The 18994-nt window shown below is 70.8% G+C and carries 15 protein-coding genes; 8 read left to right on the top strand and 7 right to left on the bottom strand.

Annotated features, from left to right (window positions below; translation table 11 throughout):
* Positions 1-3 precede the first annotated feature (3 nt).
* From BJP60_RS14320 to BJP60_RS14310, 3 genes are all read left to right on the top strand, one after another.
* On the top strand, positions 4-1143 hold the full coding sequence (locus BJP60_RS14320; RefSeq protein ID WP_203136539.1) for an AI-2E family transporter: 1140 nt from the start codon (positions 4-6) through the stop codon (positions 1141-1143).
* Between the two features lie 118 nt (positions 1144-1261).
* Positions 1262-2236, top strand: coding sequence for a TIGR03885 family FMN-dependent LLM class oxidoreductase (locus tag BJP60_RS14315; protein ID WP_203136538.1), 975 nt, complete (start codon positions 1262-1264; stop codon positions 2234-2236).
* On the top strand, positions 2233-3981 hold the full coding sequence (locus BJP60_RS14310; RefSeq protein ID WP_238439452.1) for an alpha-amylase family glycosyl hydrolase: 1749 nt from the start codon (positions 2233-2235) through the stop codon (positions 3979-3981). Before BJP60_RS14315 ends, BJP60_RS14310 begins: the two co-directional genes overlap by 4 nt.
* Before the next feature lie 63 nt (positions 3982-4044).
* Here the strand turns inward: BJP60_RS14310 and BJP60_RS14305 are convergent, their stop codons facing one another.
* Positions 4045-6171: a PhoX family protein gene (locus BJP60_RS14305; protein WP_203136536.1), complete on the bottom strand. Its 2127-nt coding sequence runs from the start codon at positions 6169-6171 to the stop codon at positions 4045-4047.
* 94 nt (positions 6172-6265) lie between these two features.
* Entirely contained in the window at positions 6266-7909 is a 1644-nt protein-coding gene (gene pgm, locus BJP60_RS14300) for a phosphoglucomutase (alpha-D-glucose-1,6-bisphosphate-dependent) (protein ID WP_203136534.1), read from the bottom strand.
* 200 nt (positions 7910-8109) lie between these two features.
* Here pgm and BJP60_RS14295 point away from each other — a divergent pair, with 200 nt between their 5' ends.
* A complete protein-coding gene (locus BJP60_RS14295) occupies positions 8110-9339 on the top strand; it encodes an MFS transporter (protein ID WP_203136532.1) in 1230 nt (409 codons plus the stop codon).
* Positions 9340-9410: 71 nt separating this feature from the next.
* The gene (gene pheA, locus BJP60_RS14290; protein ID WP_203136530.1) at positions 9411-10364 is read left to right on the top strand and encodes a prephenate dehydratase; all 954 of its coding nucleotides are present in this window, start codon (positions 9411-9413) and stop codon (positions 10362-10364) included.
* A gap of 79 nt (positions 10365-10443) precedes the next feature.
* Here pheA and BJP60_RS14285 read toward each other — a convergent pair whose 3' ends face one another.
* On the bottom strand, positions 10444-11496 hold the full coding sequence (locus tag BJP60_RS14285; RefSeq protein WP_203136529.1) for an LLM class flavin-dependent oxidoreductase: 1053 nt from the start codon (positions 11494-11496) through the stop codon (positions 10444-10446).
* 75 nt (positions 11497-11571) lie between these two features.
* Between BJP60_RS14285 and BJP60_RS14280 the strand changes: the two genes are divergently transcribed.
* On the top strand, positions 11572-13323 hold the full coding sequence (locus BJP60_RS14280; protein WP_203136528.1) for a cation:proton antiporter: 1752 nt from the start codon (positions 11572-11574) through the stop codon (positions 13321-13323).
* A 150-nt stretch (positions 13324-13473) separates the two neighbouring features.
* Here BJP60_RS14280 and BJP60_RS14275 read toward each other — a convergent pair whose 3' ends face one another.
* Genes BJP60_RS14275 through BJP60_RS14260 form a run of 4 tightly spaced genes read right to left on the bottom strand, consistent with a single transcriptional unit; the run spans position 13474 to position 15651 of the window.
* A complete protein-coding gene (locus tag BJP60_RS14275) occupies positions 13474-13701 on the bottom strand; it encodes a helix-turn-helix domain-containing protein (protein WP_203136527.1) in 228 nt (75 codons plus the stop codon).
* Positions 13698-14423 (bottom strand): hypothetical protein, encoded by a 726-nt coding sequence (locus BJP60_RS14270; RefSeq protein WP_203136526.1) that lies wholly within the window; start codon positions 14421-14423, stop codon positions 13698-13700. Before BJP60_RS14270 ends, BJP60_RS14275 begins: the two co-directional genes overlap by 4 nt.
* Positions 14420-15046, bottom strand: coding sequence for a hypothetical protein (locus BJP60_RS14265; protein WP_203136525.1), 627 nt, complete (start codon positions 15044-15046; stop codon positions 14420-14422). Before BJP60_RS14265 ends, BJP60_RS14270 begins: the two co-directional genes overlap by 4 nt.
* Positions 15046-15651, bottom strand: coding sequence for a hypothetical protein (locus tag BJP60_RS14260; protein ID WP_203136524.1), 606 nt, complete (start codon positions 15649-15651; stop codon positions 15046-15048). Before BJP60_RS14260 ends, BJP60_RS14265 begins: the two co-directional genes overlap by 1 nt.
* A gap of 204 nt (positions 15652-15855) precedes the next feature.
* On the opposite strand from BJP60_RS14260, the gene BJP60_RS14255 reads away from it, so the two are divergent.
* On the top strand, positions 15856-18384 hold the full coding sequence (locus BJP60_RS14255; protein ID WP_203136523.1) for an ATP-dependent Clp protease ATP-binding subunit: 2529 nt from the start codon (positions 15856-15858) through the stop codon (positions 18382-18384).
* 94 nt (positions 18385-18478) lie between these two features.
* Entirely contained in the window at positions 18479-18994 is a 516-nt protein-coding gene (locus tag BJP60_RS14250) for an amino-acid N-acetyltransferase (protein WP_261345579.1), read from the top strand.

Genomic DNA, 18994 nt, shown 5'->3' with positions numbered 1-18994 from the left:
GACATGTTCTTCAAGCGCCGCCGCACGCCCGTCAGGATCGAGACGCCGAAGCCGACGCCACCCGTCCGCCGGCTGTGGACGGACAGCCTCGGGAGCGTCGCGACGCGGTCGATCCAGATCATCGCGATCGTCCTGCTCGCGGCCGGCGTGATCTGGGGCCTGCGCACGCTGACGCTCGTCGTGATCCCGGTGCTGCTGGCCCTCATCCTCGCGTGCGCGTTCGAGCCGCTCATGCGGGCGCTGAGGTCGCGCGGGATCGGGTCGATGCCCGCGACGCTGATCGTGCTGGCGCTGATCGTGGTGGGGCTGGGCCTCGTCGGCTGGCTCATCGTGTCGGCCGTGCGCAGCCAGTGGGACGAGCTCTACCAGCAGGCGAGCGAGGGCGTGCAGCGTGTGCTGGCCTGGGCTCAGACGGGGCCGTTCCACATCGACGAGCAGCAGTTCCAGGAGTGGATCAACCAGGCGACCGACTTCCTCACGAGCGCGCAGTTCGGCAGCGGAGCGCTCGCGGGCGTGGGCGCCGTGACCGACTTCGTCACGGGGCTCGTGCTCATGGTCGTCGTGCTGTTCTTCTTCCTCAAGGACGGCCCGGAGATCTGGGAGTTCCTGCGCCGCCCGTTCACGGGCGAGTGGCACGCGCGGGCCCGCCGCGCGGGCAGCACGACCGTGAACACGTTCGGCGCCTACATCCGCGGCACCGCGACGGTCGCCGCCGTGGACGCGGTCGGCATCGGCATCGGCCTGGCGATCCTGCAGGTGCCGCTCTGGCCGGCGCTCGCCGTGCTGGTGTTCGTGCTCGCGTTCATCCCGATCGTGGGTGCCGTGCTCGCCGGCGTCCTCGCGGCCCTCGTCGCACTGGTGGCGAACGGCCTGGTCACCGCGCTGATCGTGGTCGGCATCATCGTCGTCGTGAATCAGCTCGAGGGCAACTTCCTGCAGCCCGTGCTGATGGGACGCGCGCTCAAGCTCCACAGCCTGGTCATCCTCGTCGCCCTGACGATCGGCACCGTGACCGGCGGCATCGTCGGCGCGGTGCTCGCCGTGCCGCTCACCGCGGTGGCGTGGGGCATCGTCAAGGTGTGGGACGGGCCGGATCTGCCGGCCCGCTGGGCGCGTCGCAAGGACGTCGAAGCGCGCGCCTGACGCGGCGGCGTTGCGCCCTGCGCGCTCCGGCGCGTCGGCGCGCACGGTGAGCGGGGGACGACGCCGTCCGAGCGCAACCCCCTTTCGCCCGGCCCGCTGGGTGGGATGGCATGGGGGCATGACAGCGTACGGGTATCACTGTTCGCACGAGCAGATCCCGCCGTCCCGGCTCGTCCGCCACGCCCTGCGTGCGCAGGAGGCCGGGTTCGACGCGGCGATGTGCTCCGACCACCTCGCGCCGTGGCTGCCCGAACAGGGGCACAGCGGCTACGCGTTCTCGTGGCTGGGCGCGGCGCTGCAGGCGACGAGCCTGCCGTTCGGCGTCGTCACGGCCCCCGGGCAGCGCACGCATCCGGTGACGACCGCGCAGGCGATCGCGACCCTGGGCGAGATGTTCCCCGGGCGCTTCTGGGCCGCGCTGGGATCCGGCGAGGCGATGAACGAGCACGTCACGGGCGATCCGTGGCCCGACAAGGAGACCCGCGAACAACGACTGCGCGAGTGCGTCGACGTCATCCGCGCGCTGCTGGCGGGCGAGGAGGTCACGCACGACGGGCTGGTGCGCGTCGACCGGGCGCGCGTGTACTCGCTGCCCGCCGAGCCGCCGCCGCTGCTGGCCGCCGCGGTGTCGCTCGAGTCGGCGGCCGAGCATGCCGCATGGGCGGACGGCCTCATCACGGTCGGCACCGAGGCGCGCGCCGCGCGCGACGTGGTGCAGGCGTATCGCGGCGCGGGCGGGCCCGGACCCGCGCGGCTGCAGGTGCACATCGCGTACGCCGAGAGCGAGGCGCGGGCGCTCGACATGGCGCGCCGCCACTGGCGCAACGGCACCGTCGGGGCGCCGGAGTGCTGGGACATCGCGTTCCCGGAGGAGTTCGCGCGCCGCACCGAGCGTGCGACCGATGAGCAGCTGCGCGCCGGGATGATCGTGACGTCCGATGCGTCCGTCCTCCGCGACCGGCTCGCCGAGCTCGCCGACGCCGGGTTCGACGACCTGATGCTGCACCAGGTGGGCGCGGAGGCCGACGATCAGGAGGCGTTCATCGACCTGCTGGGGGAGCGCATCCTGCCGGAGCTGAGGACCCAGCTGTGACGCGCTTCCGGATCTCGCAGGACCAGATGCTCAAGGGCGCCCGGCGCGCGCCGATCCCGATCGACGCGGCGGACCTGTGGTGGCGTCACTCCGTCTTCTACTGCCTGGACATCGAGACGTTTCAGGACTCGGACGGCGACGGCGTCGGCGACATCCCGGGACTGATCTCGCGCCTTCCGTACCTCGCGGATCTCGGCGTGACGTGCCTGTGGCTCATGCCGTTCTTCCCGACCGCGCACCGCGACGACGGCTACGACATCACGGACTTCTTCTCGATCGATCCGCGTCTGGGCACACTCGGCGACATGGTCGAGCTGCTCCGGGTCGCGCGCGGGATGGGCATCCGGATCATCGTCGACTTCGTCATGAACCACACCTCCGACCAGCACGCCTGGTTCAAGCAGGCACGGAGATCGAAGGACGATCCGAAGCGCCACTGGTACGTGTGGCGCGACGAGCCGCCCGAGAACCCGGATCCGCCCGTCTTCCCCGACAAGGAGGACAGCACGTGGACCCGCGATGAGAAGACGGGTCAGTACTACCTGCACCACTTCCTGCACGATCAGCCCGATCTCAACGTCGCGCTGCCCGATGTGCGGCGGGAGATCGACAAGAACCTCGGCCTGTGGCTCGAGCTCGGCGTCTCCGGCTTCCGGATCGACGCCGTGCCGTTCATGTTCAACAGCGGTCCGGGAGATGCCGGCGCGGGCGGATCGAACGCGGGCGGCACGGGGGCCGACGGCTCCGAGACGCACGAGTACAACGGCGTGGATCACCTCGCCCGCGTGCGCGAGTTCCTCGCGCGCCGCAGTGCCGAGGCGTTCCTGCTCGGCGAGGTGAATCTGCCGTACGAGCAGGGCAAGCGGTGGTTCGGGCAGGCGCGCGACGGCCTCCAGCTCCAGTTCGACTTCCCCGCGATGCAGCGGCTGTACCTCTCCCTCGTGCGCGGCGACGCGCGGGCGCTCGGCGACATGCTCGCGTCCCGGCCCGAGGTCGACTCGTCGCAGCAGTGGGCGAACTTCGTGCGCAACCACGACGAGCTCACGCTCGACCAGCTCGCGCCCAAGGAGCTCGACGAGGTGTTCGAGGCGTTCGCGCCGGAGGAGGGCATGCGCGTCTACGGCCGCGGCATCCGCCGCCGGCTGCCCTCGATGGTCCAGGATGAGCGCGCCGTGCGCATGGTCTACGCACTCACGTTCGCGCTGCCGGGCACGCCGATCCTGTTCTACGGCGAGGAGATCGGCATGGGCGAGAACCTCGATGTGCCGGGCAGGCTCGCGGTGCGCACGCCCATGCAGTGGGCGAGCGAGGGCGGCTTCTCGACCGCGCGGCCGTCGCGCTGGGTGCGGCAGGCGCCCGCGGGACCGTACGGTCCGGAGCAGGTCAACGTCGATGACCAGCTCGCCGACCCCGGCTCGCTGCTGTCCCACCTGCGACAGCTCATCGGCCTGTACCGCTCGACGCCCGAGCAGGCGTGGGCGCACCTGGAGGTGCTGCACGGCGGGCCCGCCGAGGTGCTCGCGCACGTCTGCCGCGGCGAGGACTGGGCGATGCTCGCGCTGCACAGCTTCGCAGACAAGGGCACGTCGGTCCGGATCACCGTGGACGCGGACGACTCGATCCTCACCGATCGGATGACCGGCGCGGCGATCGACGCGACGGCACCGCTGTCGCTCGACCTCGAGCCGTACGGCTGGCGCTGGTTCCTGCTGCACCCCGCGGACGCGGAAGTCACGGTCCGCTGAGGCACGTCCGCTGACACGCGGAGACGCCCGGCCCCTCGAGGAGGCCGGGCGTCTCGCGCGTGATCAGCGCTTGGTGATCTGGATCACCGAGGGGCGCGGCCCGCCCCACTTGCCGCCGCGCACGGCGCCGGGCTGGATGTAGTCGGGGAAGTAGGAGTGCTGCGCGTCCCACTCGCCGTCCTCTCCCGGGTGCTGCACCGCGACGAACACGCTGCCGTCCTCGTCGTGCACGACCGGGCCGCAGGTCTCGGCCTCGCGCGGCACCGCGAGGAACTGCTGCACGCGACCGCGGTCCCGGCCCTCGAGCGGCACGCGGAACAGGCCGTCGTTGTAGCCGATCGTGCCGGGCTGGCCGTCGGTCGAGATCCACAGGTTGCCGTCCGAGTCGAACGTCAGGTTGTCCGGGCACGAGATGGGCGACACGCGGTCGGCCGGGTAGCCCGCGAAGTACGTGTTCGGCGTCGTGGCGGGGTCGCCGCACAGCAGCAGGATGCTCCAGCCGAACCGCGTCGACGAGTTGTCGCCCCGGGCCTCGGTGATCTCGATCACGTGACCGTCGCGGTTGGAGTTGCGCGGGTTCGTCTCGGTCGCGCCCTCCTTGCCCGCCTTGCCGCGATCCGTGTTGTTGGTGCACGCGACGTACACCCGGCCGGTCTTGGGGTTGGGCTCGACGTCCTCGCAGCGGTCCATCTTGGTCGCCCCGACCTTGTCGGCCGCGAGCCGGGTGTTCACGAGCACCTGCTCGACCGTGAAGCCGGGCACCTTGCTGCGGCCGTCGACCATCAGCGGCACCCACTCGCCCGTGCCGTCGAAGGTGCCGTCCGAGGGGAGCGCGCCCGTGCCGGTGATCTCCTCGACGGGCGAGTCGCCCGAGAACTTCGCGACGTACAGCGATCCGGCGCTCAGCAGCTTCTTGTTGTGCGCGCGGGCCCAGCGGCTGTTGCCGCGCTGGTACCGCTCCGCCGAGACGAACTTGTAGAGGTAGTCGAAGCGCTCGTCGTCGCCCATGTACGCCACGGCGTGACCCGAGCGGCTGATCGTGACGTTGGCGCCCTCGTGCTTCATGCGGCCGAGCGCCGTGTGCTTGACCGGCGGCTCGTGGGGGTTCTCGGGGTCGATCTCGACGATCCAGCCGAAGCGGTTCGGCTCGTTCTCGTAGCCCGGCTGACGCGCATCGAAGCGGGGGTCGACGGCCTCCCAGCCGTAGCTCGAGGGGTTCGGGCTGAGACCGTAGCGCTTCTGCTCGGGCGAGACGCCGGGCGCCACGAAGTAGCCGTTGAAGTTCTCCTCGCCCGACAGCACGGTGCCCCACGGGGTCGTTCCGCCCGCGCAGTTGCCGAACGTGCCGACGGGGTAGCGGCCCGCCGGGTCCTCGACGGTCTTGAGCAGGTCGGAGCCGGCCGCGGGACCCGAGAACACCATGCGGGTGTCCGCGGTGATGCGGCGGTTGCGGCGGCCGCCGACGCGGTAGGTCCACGGCTCGCCGGAGCGGCGGCGCTCGAGCTCGACGACCGCCATGCCGTGCGCGGCCTTCGACACGCGCAGCTGCTCGAGACGCTCGGCCTCGTCGGCCGCCGGCGGGAACATGATGCCGGGGTTGACGTACTCCTGGTTCGCGACGAGCAGCGCCTCGCGGCCGTTCCGCTCGACGAGGATGTCGAGGTAGTCGTTGTTGTAGCCGAACTGACGTGCCTGCTTCTCGGCCGTCTGGTTGTTCGGGTCGAACGTGTCGCGGCGGCTGAACAGCGGATCGCCCCAGCGGATGATCGGCGTCCAGCGGAAGCCGCGCGGCACCGTCACCGCGTCGACGTCGGCCGGCACGGGGGCGATCGGCTCGAAGCCGAACGCGCGCCCGCCGCCGCGGCCCGTGGACACCGCGGTCGTGACCGAGGCGGCGGCCGGGTCGGCACCGGCGATGGCGGACGTCAGCACGATGGCGCTCGCCGCGGCGGCGCCGCCCGCCAGCACGGCGCGGCGGCTGAGCGCGGCATCCGCGATGTCGCGGAAGTACTCGTTGTCCGACGTGTTGGGGACGGGGTGGAAGCACGCGTTGTCGCACTTGTACATGCAGGTGACCGGGCTGCGCTTGCCGTGCGTGCGACCCGTCATCAGGAGGTTCAGCAGGGGGCGGCGACGCGTCTCGTCTTCGGGACGGATCACCGCATCGGAGTCAGGGGATGTGATCGTCATGCGCCCCAGGGTCCCCGCCGCGATTGAACGGCAGGTGACCATTCCGGCCTCTCGCATGGGGAGTACTCCCCATGCGAGAGCGAGTGGGGCGGGTTCAGCCGTTCAGTGCGGCGCCGACGACGGCGCGGGCCTCGTCCTGCACCTGGCGGAGGTGCTCCTCGCCGCGCAGCGACTCGGCGTAGAGCTTGTACACGTCCTCCGTGCCGGACGGGCGCGCCGCGAACCACGCGCTCGCGGTCTGCACCTTGAGGCCGCCGATCGGGGCGTCGTTGCCGGGCGCGTGCGACAGCTTCGCGATGATCTCCTCGCCCGCGAGCGTCGTGGCGGTCACGGCGTCCGGTCCCAGCCCCGCCAGCGCCGACTTCTGCTCGGGCGTGGCCGGGGCGTCGACCCGTTGGTAGGCGGACGCGCCGTACTCCGCCTCGAGCTCGGCGTAGCGCTGCGACGGCGTCTTTCCGGTGACGGCGAGGATCTCGGCCGCGAGCAGGCAGAGCAGGATGCCGTCCTTGTCGGTCGTCCACACCGTGCCGTCGGTGCGCAGGAACGACGCTCCTGCCGACTCCTCGCCGCCGAACGCGACGGATCCGTCGAGCAGGCCCGGCACGAACCACTTGAAGCCGACGGGCACCTCGAGCAGTCGTCGCCCGAGCGCGGCCGTGACCTTGTCGATCATCATGGACGACACGAGGGTCTTGCCCACGGCGGCATCGGCCGACCAGCCGGGACGGTGCGAGAACAGGTACTCGACCGCCACGGCGAGGTAGTGGTTCGGGTTCATCAGCCCTGCGTCGGGCGTCACGATGCCGTGCCGGTCGGCGTCGGCGTCGTTGCCGGTCAGGATGTCGAACTCGCCGCGCTTCGCGACGAGCGACGCCATCGCGGACGGGGAGGACGGATCCATCCGGATCTTCTCGTCCCAGTCGAGCGTCATGAACCGCCACGTCGGGTCGACGTCCGGGTTTACGACGGTGAGGTCGAGGCCGTAGTGCTCGGCGATTAGGGCCCAGTACTCGACGGACGCGCCGCCCAGCGGGTCGGCTCCGATGCGGATTCCCGCGCGCTTGATCGCCTCGATGTCGATGATCGACGCGAGCTCGCGCACGTACGCGTCGCGGAAGTCGTAGGTCGCGATCGCGCCCGCGTCGAGGTCGGCGAAGCGCACGCGCCCCACGCCCTCCAGGCCGCCCTCGATGAGTTCGTTCGCCCGCGCCGCGATCCACGAGGTGGCGTCGGTGTCCGCCGGGCCCCCGTGCGGCGGGTTGTACTTGAAGCCGCCGTCGGCCGGCGGATTGTGGCTCGGCGTCACGACGATGCCGTCGGCACGACCGGCGTCGCCGGGCTCCAGCTCGCGGTTGTGCGTCAGGATCGCGAGGCTGAGCGCGGGGGTCGGCACCCAGGAGTCGCGCGCGTCGATGCGCACGTCGATCGCGTTGGCGACCAGCACCTCGATCGCGCTGCGCTCGGCCGGAAGCGACAGCGCGTGCGTGTCGCGCCCGAGGAACAGCGGGCCCTCGATGCCCTGCGCCGCGCGGTAGTCGACGATCGCCTGGGTCGTGGCGAGGATGTGCTGCTCGTTGAAGCTCGTGCTGAGGCTCGACCCTCGGTGCCCGCTCGTCCCGAACGCGACCCTCTGACCGGTGACGCTCGGATCCGGGATCCGGTCGTAGTACGCGCTGATCAGCTCGTCGACGTCGATGAGATCGGATGCTTCGGCAGGGAGTCCGGCACGGCTCGTCATGGCGGACAGTCTTCCACGCGGGCGCGCGCCGGCGTAGTCGGGTGGCGCCGGTTGACAGCAGTGCCATGCAGCATGCAAGGTACGCGAACTTCTCACTCAGTGGGACGTTCTTCCCGGCGGCGTCGAGTCTGCGTGTGAGGATCGCCGACGGCCCGGCGGCGACTGCCGGCGCACTCCACGAATGAAGGACGAAGACGTCTATGACGCTTGATGCAGCGAAGAAGAAGCCCACCGTCGACCTGTGGATCGCGATCCTGTGCTTCCTGATTGTGGTCTTCGAGGGCTACGACATCGTGGCGCTCGGCGCGACCATCCCGGTGCTCACCGATCCCGAGGTCGGCGGCTTCGCGGTCGACGAGATGAACTGGGTCAACACGTTCTCGCTCATCGGCGTGGGCGTCGGGGCGGCGTTCATGGGCCGCCTGGCCGATCGGTTCGGCCGCCGCACGCCGCTGCTCCTGGCAGTGCTGGTCTTCTCGATCTTCACGATCGTGTTCCCCCTCATGCCCAACGCGTTCCTGATGGGCGCCGTCCGCTTCATCGCGGGCCTCGGCCTCGGCGGCTGCATGCCTGTCGCCCTCGCGATGATGCAGGAGAACGCCCCCGTCGGCCGCCGCGCGCTCGCCAACAACCTGCCGATGGTCGGCTACCACCTGGGCGCCGTGCTCGCATCCCTCACGGGCCGCGCGGCCGGCATCGAGTGGTCGGCGCTCTACTACCTCGGCGGTGGCCTCGGTCTCGCTCTCCTCGCCGTCCTGTGGTTCAAGCTCCCCGACAGCACGGTCGCGCGCGACGGATCGGCGCCGCGCAGCACGTTCGCGGACGTCGTGAAGCCGAAGTTCCTGCGTTCGTCGGTCGGGCTGTGGATCGCCGCGTTCATGGGCCTCGTGCTCGTCTACGGCCTGAACGCCTGGCTGCCGAAGATCATGGGCGCGGCCGGCTACCCCGTCGCCGACTCGCTCGTGATGCTGTTCGTGCTCAACCTCGGCGCGATCGCGGGCCTGCTCATCAGCGCGTTCGCCGCGGACGCGAAGGGCATCAAGGGCGTCTCGATGCTGTGGTTCGGCGCGGCGGCCGTGTTCCTCGTGCTGCTGGCGATCCCGTTCGGCAGCCAGGTGCTGCTGACCACCGTCATCTTCATCACGGGTGTGTTCGTCTTCAGCGCGCAGAGCCTGATGTACGTCTACGCCGGACACGTCTACCCGCGCGAGCTCGTGGCGACGGGCATCGGCCTGGCGTCGGGCATCGGCCGCTTCGGCGCCATCATCGGCCCCTACATCACCGGCCTCATGGTCGCCGCGGGCACCGCGTACCCCGGTGCGTTCTTCCTGTACGGCGGCGCGGCCGTGATCGCCGTGCTGGTCATCCTGCAGATGCCGAACCCGCGCAAGGCCGAGGTCGCGGCCGAGCCGGAGCGCGTCTCCGCGTGACGTCGCCGGTCCGCCCGGGTGCCGCGGTGCCCGGGCGGACCGCCTCTCGCGCCGGGGCTAGGCTGAAGCCCATGCCGTCGGATGCCGCTCCTCGTCGCACATACAGCTACCTGGGCCCCGCCGGAACGTTCACCGAGGCGGCGCTCGACCAGGTCCCCGAGGCCCGCGGCCAGATCTGGCACCCCGTGCACAACGTCGGCGAGGCGCTCGCCGCGGTCGCCGAGGGGCGCAGCGACGCCGCCATGATCGCGATCGAGAACTCGATCGACGGCGGTGTCTCGACGGCGCAGGATGCGCTCGCCCGCATCCCGAACCTCCGCATCGTCGGCGAGTACCTCGTGCCCGTCGACTTCGTGCTCGTCGGCGCCCCCGGCACGCGGATCGAGGATGTGAAGCTCGTCAGTGCGCACCCGGTCGCGTACGCGCAGTGCCTGGGGTGGCTGACCGCGAACCTGCCGAGCCACCAGCACGTGCCCGCCGCGAGCAACGTCGCCAGCGCGGTCGGCGTCCTCGACGGATCGAGCCCGGCCGAGGCGGCCATCGCGCCGCCCGGCATCACGGCGCATCACGACGTCGAGGTGCTCGCGCGCGGCATCGGCGACAACCCCGACGCCGTGACGCGCTTCGTCCTGGTGACGGGGCCGACGGCGCCGCCCGCTCCGACCGGGGCGGACAAGACGAGCGTGATCGTCGAGCTGCCGGAGGACCGCGCGGGCACGCTGCTCGAGATGCTCGAGCAGTTCTCGACGCGCGGCATCAACCTGAGCCTCATCCAGTCGCGTCCGATCGGCGACGCCCTCGGCCGCTACCGCTTCGTGATCGACGCGGACGGCCACATCCTGGACGAGCGCATGGCCGACGCGCTCATGGGCCTGCGCCGCTTCAGCCCGAACGTCGTCTTCCTCGGCTCCTACCCGCGTGCGGACCGCGCGATCGTGCAGTACCCCGGCCGATACTCGGACGAGGTCTTCGTCGAGGCGCGCGACTGGCTCCGCGACCTCATCGCGGGCGCTCCCGACGCCTGATCCGGCCCCCGTGGCCCCCGGCGGCCACTTGCCGCAATCTGCCGGAATCCGGCGGCGGATTCCGGCAGTTCGGGGCAAATCAGCGCAGCGCGTCTATCAGCAGCTCGAGGGTCTGCTCGCGGCCGGGGGTGCCGTCGAGCGGCTCGGACGCGTACGCCCCGGCGGCGGGCGAGATCATGACCTCTTCCACGTCGTATCGCGCGGCGAAGTCGCGCAGCGCGGCGGCGACGTCCGGGCCCGTGCCGACGAACCAGCGCGCGCGGTTCTGGTCGACCATGCTCTGCTCGAGCGGATCGGACGGCGCCGCCAGCGCCTCGTCGACCGTCTCGATCGCGCGCATGGGCTTGTTCGTGCGCAGCCGGGCGAACTGGCGCAGCTGCGGGAGGGCGCGGGCGTCGGCCTCCTCCTGCGTCGGCGCCGCGACGACGTTCGCCGTGATGAAGGAGCGGGGCTTGGGGTTCTGCTCCGTGGGCTGGAACTGCGAGCGGTACAGCTCCATGGCGCGCTCCAGCCCGTCGCCCGCGAAGTGGTTCGCGAACACGTAGGGCAGGCCGTACGCCGCCGCGAGCGTCGCGGAGTAGTCGCTGGAGCCGAGCAGCCAGACGTCGGGAACGCCCGTCGCGGCCGGCGTCGCGTGCACGTCGTACTCGCCCCCGCTCGTGAAGCGCACGGTCGCGCCCTCGGGGCTCACGAGCTTCAGGATGTCCGTGATGTGCTGGGGGAACTGCTCGACCTCGCTCGTCGTCCCCGAGCGCCGCAGCAGCTGCGTGATGACGGGGTCGCTGCCGGGCGCGCGTCCGATGCCGAGATCCACGCGCCCGGGGGCCACCGCTTCCAGGGCCGCGAACTGCTCGGCCACGATCAGCGGCGCGTGGTTGGGGAGCATCACGCCGCCGGATCCGACGCGGATGCGAGAGGTGCGCGCCGCCGCGGCGGCGATCAGCACGGGAGGCGTCGTGGAGGCGACCGCGGGCATGTTGTGGTGCTCGGCGAACCAGTAGCGGCGGTAGCCGAGCTCGTCCGCGCGCCGCGCGAGGCTCATCGAGGCGGCGACCGCCTGAACGCTGGACTGACCGGTGCGCACGGGCACCAGGTCGAGCACGGACAGGGCGGGGATCACTGGCTCGCTCATCCTCTGTGCCAACCGCCCGGACCCGGAGGGCATTCCCGACCGGGGGCGGTCGGAGCGCGCGCGTAGCCTGATCGCATGAACCCCGAGATCGTCTACGTGCTCGTGGGAGCCCTCGCGGTGGGCGCTTTCGCCCGGTGGCGCGGATGGCCGGCGCCGCTGCTGATCACGGTCGCGGCGATCCTCGTCTCCCTCATCCCCGCGGTGCCGGACGTGCGGATCAACGGCGATCTGCTGCTCAACCTCGTGCTCCCGCCCCTGCTCTACTCGGCCGCGCACGAGGTGTCCTTCGTCGGATTCCGGCAGAGCATGCCGCGCATCCGTCGCCTCGGGGTCGGGCTCGTGCTCCTCACCGCCTTCGCGGTCGGTCTCGTCGCGTGGTGGATCATGCCGGAGCTCACCCTCCCCGGCGCGCTGCTGCTGGGAGCCATCGTGGGCCCGCCCGACGCCGTGTCCGCGGCCGCGATCGGACGCAAGCTCGGGCTGCCGCGGCGCCTGATGACGGCCCTGTCCGGCGAGAGCCTCATCAACGACGCGACCTCCCTCACCCTCGTGCGGGTGTTCGCCGCGATCCTGGCCGGCGCCACCGTGACGGTGTGGTCGGGCATCTGGCAGTTCCTGCTGGCCGTGATCGTGGGCGTGGGGGTCGGGCTCGTGATCGGCGTGGTGGTGCATCAGCTGCGCATGCGGCTCGACGATCCGGTGGTCGTCGGCACGGTCGGGCTGCTCGTGCCGTTCGGCGCGTACGCGATCGCGGAGCACCTGGGCGGCTCCGGCGTGCTCGCCGTCGTGGCGATGGGGATGTATGTGGGCTTCAACGCGCCCAAGACCGACTACGCAACGCGCCAGCAGGACCGGCCGCTGTGGCTGTCGGTCGACTTCCTGCTCGAGAGCTTCGTGTTCGCGTACATCGGCCTGCAGTTCCCCGGAGTGGTGCGCGAGCTCAACGACGATGAGGCGGGCACCACCATCCTGCTGGCGTTCAGCGTGCTCGCGGTCGTGCTGCTGGTGCGGCCGATCTTCGTCTACGCCGCGTACGCGTGGGGGCGGTTCCTCCAGGGCGTCCGCGTCGTGCGGTGGAAGCACAGCCTCGAGCAGTTCCGCCGCGATCCCGAGCACCCTCGCGCGCGGGCCGTGCGCAGACGCCGCCGACGGCTGGAGCGGCGCGGCCTCGAGCTGAACGAGCGCAACCTGCGTCAGCGGCTCCTGGAGCCGGTGCTCAGCGTCCAGGAGCGGGCCGTGCTGTCGTGGGCCGGCATGCGCGGGGTGGTGACCCTCGCGCTGGCGGCGGCGCTCCCGGAGCTGACCCACGAGGCGATGCCCGAGGCGCACGTGCAGAGGATCTTCGTCGTGGCGTTCGTGGTGACCGTCGGCACGCTGCTGCTGCAGGGCTTGACGCTGGCCCCGCTCATCAAGCGCCTGGGCGTCGGCGCGGAGGACGAGTTCCGGCAGGACGCGCAGCAGGTCGCTGCGGTGCTCGAGCGCAACCGGGAGGTCGGCAAGGCGTACCTGCGCGCCAAGCGGACGGAGTGGGTCGAGCGCTACGGCACCCCGGGTGCCGAGGTCTTCGACCGGCTGGCGAAGGCGATGCTGCGCGTGCAGAGCGGCGCGGACGCGGCGGCCGAGTTCGACCGGGATGTGGAGGATCCCCGCCCCGGCTACGACGACATGGTGGAGCTGCGCCGCGGCTGGCTGGAGGTGCGCCGCCGGACCCTGATCGAGGAGCGCGACCGCGGCAACCTCGGCGAGGAGGTCATGCGCGAGCTGTTCACCGCGATCGACGCCGAGGAGCTCGCGCTCGACACCCGGGGCGCCATCCCCCGCGAGTGAGGGCGCCCCGCGGGCCTTCGGGCATTTCCATGGCGGCGACCGCGGCGGCGCGTGCGGCTGCAGGATCCCGGACATCTGCACGGTCCCGGACGATCCCGCCTGAGCGGATCCGGATCCGTGCAGATCTCCGTGCCCGTGCGCGCCCCCGGTTCAGTCGGCGCGCACCAGCAGGTCGCCGATCTCGCAGTCGAGCGCGCGGCAGATGGCGGACAGCGTCGAGTACCGGATCGCGCGCGCCCGGTCGTTCTTGAGCACCGACAGGTTCACGATGCTCACGCCGACCAGCTCGCTCAGCCGCGTGAGCGTCATCCCGCGCTCGGCGAGCAGCTCGTCGAGGCGGCAGTGGACGCCGGTGGGTTCGTCGTCCGCGGGGCTCACACCAGGCCCTCGGTGTCGCGCTGCAGCGCCGTGCCGTGCTGGAACACCGAACCGAGCGCCCCCAGCGCCAGCGCGGAGACGAAGATCAGGGGCTCGATCGTGACCCGGAAGAAGGAGGGCTCGATGCCGTGCGCCGGCAGCGCCTCGCCCAGTGCGGCCGACACGGCCAGCGCCTGCAGCACGCCCGCACCGATCCCCGCGACCAGGACGACGCCCGCGCCGATGTAGAGCGCGCGGACCACGCTCCGGCTGAAGGCGGCGCCGCGCAGCGCCGCAGCCGCGATCGTGGCGAGCAGCGCGGCGGGAAGCGCTCCGAGGACGGCGGTCAGCAGCTGGGCCGATGCCAGCAGGAGACGCGCACCCATGCTGAGGTTCGCGATCGTGACATCCGCTCCGGATGTCGACGCGCACGTCACCGTCGGCGCGTCCGGGAGGTCGTCGGGGTGAGTGCACGTCAGGGGCTCGGCCGCGGTCCAGATGACGGGGGCGTCGGTGAGGGTGAGCTCGACGCTCGTGAGCGTCTGGATGAGCTGCGCCCCGGCGACGACCACCGCGAGGAACAGCCATGCCCCGGCGACGGTCAACGCCGCGTCGAGAGCGATCGTGCGGCTTCCCTTCCGGCGTCCGCGCCACATCACGATCCCCACGATCACCGCGAGGCCCGCGACGAAGGCCGCCAGCCACAGCAGCGCCACCAGGGGGTCTTTACCTCCCGCGCTCATACGAGTCCCTCCGTGTCCTTCTGCAGTCGGGCGCCCGCGGCGAAGGCGACCGCGACCGCGCTGATTACGAACACCAGGAACAGGCTCAGGAAGAAGCCCGAGTCCGTCGCCGTCCCGCCGAACACATCCTGATCCAGCGCCGCGCGGGCATGGTTCGTGACGATGAGGTCGACAGGGAAGCGCGCGGCGAGGTCGAGTGCCAGCGCCGCTCCGGAGATCGCGATCAGCCTCGTGTTGCGCACGTCGAAGGCGATGCCCCGTGCGAGGTTCAGGGTGAACAGGGCCGCGGTCGCGAGCGCCACGAGCATCGCCGCGCCGTGGATGAGCGGTGCCGCGATCAGCGCCGCGTGCACGCCGCCCGGCACATCGCTCAGCAGCACCGTCGCCCGATCCGACCAGGCGGTGACGGCGACGCCCTCCGCCGTGAGGTCCAGCGCCGCGGCATCGGGCGCCAGCGGAAGCTCGATCGGGATGTCCGCGTTCGGGATCACGGCGGCCAGCCGCTGCGCGGTCTCCATCACGATCACCACCGCGATGATTGCGGACAGAGGGACCAGGAGAATGAAGGACCAGCGGTCGCTCTGCGCGAACAGCTCGGGACGCGCGGGTTGAGGGCTCGTCATCACACCAGGCCCTCGGTGTCCCGCTGCAGGCGCTCGCCGACGGTGAAGGCTGTGCCGATCGCGCCGAGCGCGAGGATGGCGAAGAGCGGTCCGAGATCGGAGGAGAAGATCACGTTGTCGTATGAGTGCTCGCTCACGGCGGCGAAGGTGCCGTTGACGCCCATCGTGCGGAAAAGCCCGCCCAGGGCCCACGCGACGAGCAGCGAGGTCGTACCGAGCAGGATCAGGCGGCTGTTCAGCCGGCTGAAGGCCACACCGCGGGCCAGGTTGATGCACAGCAGCACCAGGCACACGAGCGCCCCGAGCAACCCGAGCGCGCCGACGATCGCCTCGAGCACGAGTGAGACCGAGGTGATGGGCGCCAGGCTGTTCGCCGCGATCACCGCCTGATCGACGGTCACCGTCACGTCCGATCCGCCCGGGCCGATCGGCAGCACCGTCTGCTCACCCGAGAACGGTGCCAGCACGGGCACATCCGTCCCGTGCAGCACCTCGGCGATCCGGATGCCCGCCTGCACCACGATCCACACGCCGGCGACCGCGGCGATGCCCGCGGTGAACCAGCTCGCGTACCGGTCGCCCCTGTCGATGTTCTGGTGTGCCATCCCGCCCGTCCTTAACGATAGTCGTTGTTATCGAAGAACGATATGCGCTCGAGAACGCGCCGGTCAAGCTCCGCTCTCCGGGAGACGACGCGCTATGCCCAGGGCGAACAGCGGACCGCGGGCGTCCCGTGCTGGCTACCGTGGAACCACGGCGCGGCCCAGCTGTGTGGGCCGATGCCGCCGGCCTCGCCTAGGAGGAGTGAGATGTTCGAGAGATTCACCGACCGTGCCCGTCGTGTGGTCGTCCTCGCCCAGGAAGAGGCGAAGATGCTCAACCACAACTACATCGGCACCGAGCACATCCTGCTCGGCCTGATCCACGAGGGTGAGGGAGTCGCCGCGAAGGCGCTCGAGTCGCTCGGGATCTCGCTCGACGCCGTCCGCGAGCAGGTCCAGGACATCATCGGTCAGGGCCAGCAGCAGCCGACGGGGCACATCCCGTTCACGCCGCGTGCGAAGAAGGTGCTCGAGCTGTCCCTGCGCGAGGCGCTGCAGCTCGGCCACAACTACATCGGCACCGAGCACATCCTGCTCGGCCTCATCCGTGAGGGCGAGGGCGTCGCCGCCCAGGTGCTCGTCAAGCTCGGCGCCGACCTGAACAAGGTGCGCCAGCAGGTCATCCAGCTGCTGTCCGGCTACCAGGGCAAGGAGCCCGTGGGCGTCAACGCCGGCGCGCAGCAGGAGAGCGACAGCTCGAAGGGCGGCTCGCAGGTGCTCGACCAGTTCGGCCGCAACCTCACCCAGGCCGCGCGCGACAACAAGCTCGACCCGGTCATCGGGCGCGAGAAGGAGATCGAGCGCGTCATGCAGATCCTGTCGCGCCGCACCAAGAACAACCCCGTGCTGATCGGCGAGCCCGGCGTCGGCAAGACCGCCGTGATCGAGGGCCTCGCGCAGGCGATCGTCAAGGGCGACGTGCCCGAGACGCTCAAGGACAAGCAGCTCTACTCGCTCGACCTCGGATCGCTGATCGCCGGATCGCGCTATCGCGGTGACTTCGAGGAGCGCCTCAAGAAGGTGACCAAGGAGATCCGCACGCGCGGCGACATCATCATCTTCATCGACGAGATCCACACCCTCGTGGGTGCGGGTGCCGCCGAGGGCGCGATCGACGCCGCGTCGATCCTGAAGCCGATGCTGGCCCGCGGCGAGCTGCAGACGATCGGCGCGACGACGCTGGACGAATACCGCAAGCACTTCGAGAAGGACGCCGCGCTCGTGCGCCGCTTCCAGTCGGTGAACGTCGCGGAGCCGTCGCTGCCGCACGCCATCAACATCCTGAAGGGCCTGCGCGACCGGTACGAGGCGCACCACAAGGTGCAGATCACGGATGGCGCCATCGTCGCCGCCGCGAACCTCTCCGACCGCTACGTCAGCGACCGCTTCCTGCCGGACAAGGCGATCGACCTGCTCGACGAGGCGGGCGCCCGCCTGCGTCTGTCGATCCTGTCGTCGCCGCCCGAGCTGCGCGAGTTCGACGACAAGATCGCCAACGTCCGCGAGGCCAAGGAGGCTGCGTCCGAGGAGCAGGACTTCGAGAAGGCCGCCTCTCTGCGCGACGAGGAGAAGTCGCTGCTCGCCGAGCGCCTGCGTCTCGAGAAGCAGTGGCGGTCGGGTGACGTCTCGACGGCCGCGACGGTCGACGAGGGCCTGATCGCCGAGGTGCTGGCCCAGGCCACGGGCATCCCGGTGTTCAAGCTCACGGAGGAGGAGACCAGCCGCCTGGTCTTCATGGAGAAGGCGCTGCACGAGCGCGTCATCGGCCAGGAGGAGGCGATCGCCGCGCTGTCGAAGACGATCCGTCGTCAGCGCGCCGGCCTCAAGGACCCGAAGCGTCCCTCGGGCTCGTTCATCTTCGCCGGCCCCACGGGCGTCGGAAAGACCGAGCTCGCCAAGGCGCTCGCCGAGTTCCTTTTCGACGACGAGGGCGCGCTGATCTCGCTCGACATGTCGGAGTTCGGCGAGAAGCACACGGTCTCGCGACTGTTCGGTGCCCCTCCCGGCTTCGTCGGCTTCGAGGAGGGCGGCCAGCTCACCGAGAAGGTGCGCCGCAAGCCGTTCTCCGTCGTGCTGTTCGACGAGATCGAGAAGGCGCACCCGGACATCTTCAACTCGCTGCTGCAGATCCTCGAGGAGGGTCGCCTGACCGACGGTCAGGGCCGCGTGGTCGACTTCAAGAACACCGTGATCATCATGACGACGAACCTCGGCTCGTCGGCGATCGCCGGTGGCCCCGTCGGCTTCCAGGTCGAGGGCGACACGACCACGACGTACGAGCGGATGAAGGGCAAGGTCGACGAGGAGCTGAAGCGCCACTTCAAGCCCGAGTTCCTCAACCGCGTGGACGACATCATCGTGTTCCCGCAGCTGTCGAAGCCCGAGCTGGTGCAGATCGTCGACCTGTTCACGAAGCGCCTGAACCAGCGCCTGCTCGACCGCGACATGACGATCGAGCTGTCGCAGGCCGCCAAGGAGCGCCTGATCGAGATCGGCTTCGACCCCGCGCTGGGCGCGCGCCCGCTGCGTCGTGCCATGCAGCATGAGATCGAGGACCGCCTGTCGGAGCGCATCCTGAACGGCCAGCTCGACACGGGTCACCACATCAAGGTCGACGTCGAGGACGGCCGGTTCGTGTTCGAGAACGCGCCGCGCGGTGAGAAGGTCGCCGTCGGCGTGAACACCGGCGGCGGCGCGATCAGCGCGACGCCGGACATCACGGCGAACGCGAGCTGACGACCCGGTTCCCTCGGAGGGGGCGGTGCCTGCGGGCATCGCCCCCTCCGCCGTTTCCGGCGACGGCTCAGGTTCGCGCCCATAGGCTGAGGGCGTGACCGACATCGCGCCCGCCCCCTTCGTGGTGCGCGCGGCCCGCGCGGCCGACATGGTCCACATCCATCGGATGCTCGAGCCGCTCGTGCAGGAGCGCATCCTGCTCGGCAAGGACCTCGTCATGCTGTACGAGGCGACGCAGGAGTTCCTCGTCGCGGAGGCGGACGGCCGGGTCATCGGCGCGGGCGCCCTGCACGTGATGTGGGAGGACCTCGGCGAGGTCCGGACCCTGCTCGTCGACCCCGCGTGGCTGCACCGCGGCGTCGGACGCGCGATCGTCGAGGGACTCGAGCAGCGCGCGCGGGAGCTGGGGCTCAGCCGCCTGTTCTGCCTGACCTTCGAGGTCGACTTCTTCACGCGTCGCGGGTTCTCGCCGATCGGCGAGCAGATCGTGGATCCGGATGTCTACTCGCAGCTCGTGCGCAGCCGCGACGAGGGCGTGGCCGAGTTCCTCGACCTGGCGCACGTGAAGCCCAACACGCTGGGCAACACGCGCATGCTCAAGCTGCTGTAG

It is taken from the genome of Microbacterium sp. JZ31 (assembly GCF_016805985.1).
Lineage (GTDB): Bacteria > Actinomycetota > Actinomycetes > Actinomycetales > Microbacteriaceae > Microbacterium.
Note: the sequence above shows the minus strand (reverse complement) of the source record. Positions and strands in the feature narration are given on the sequence as shown.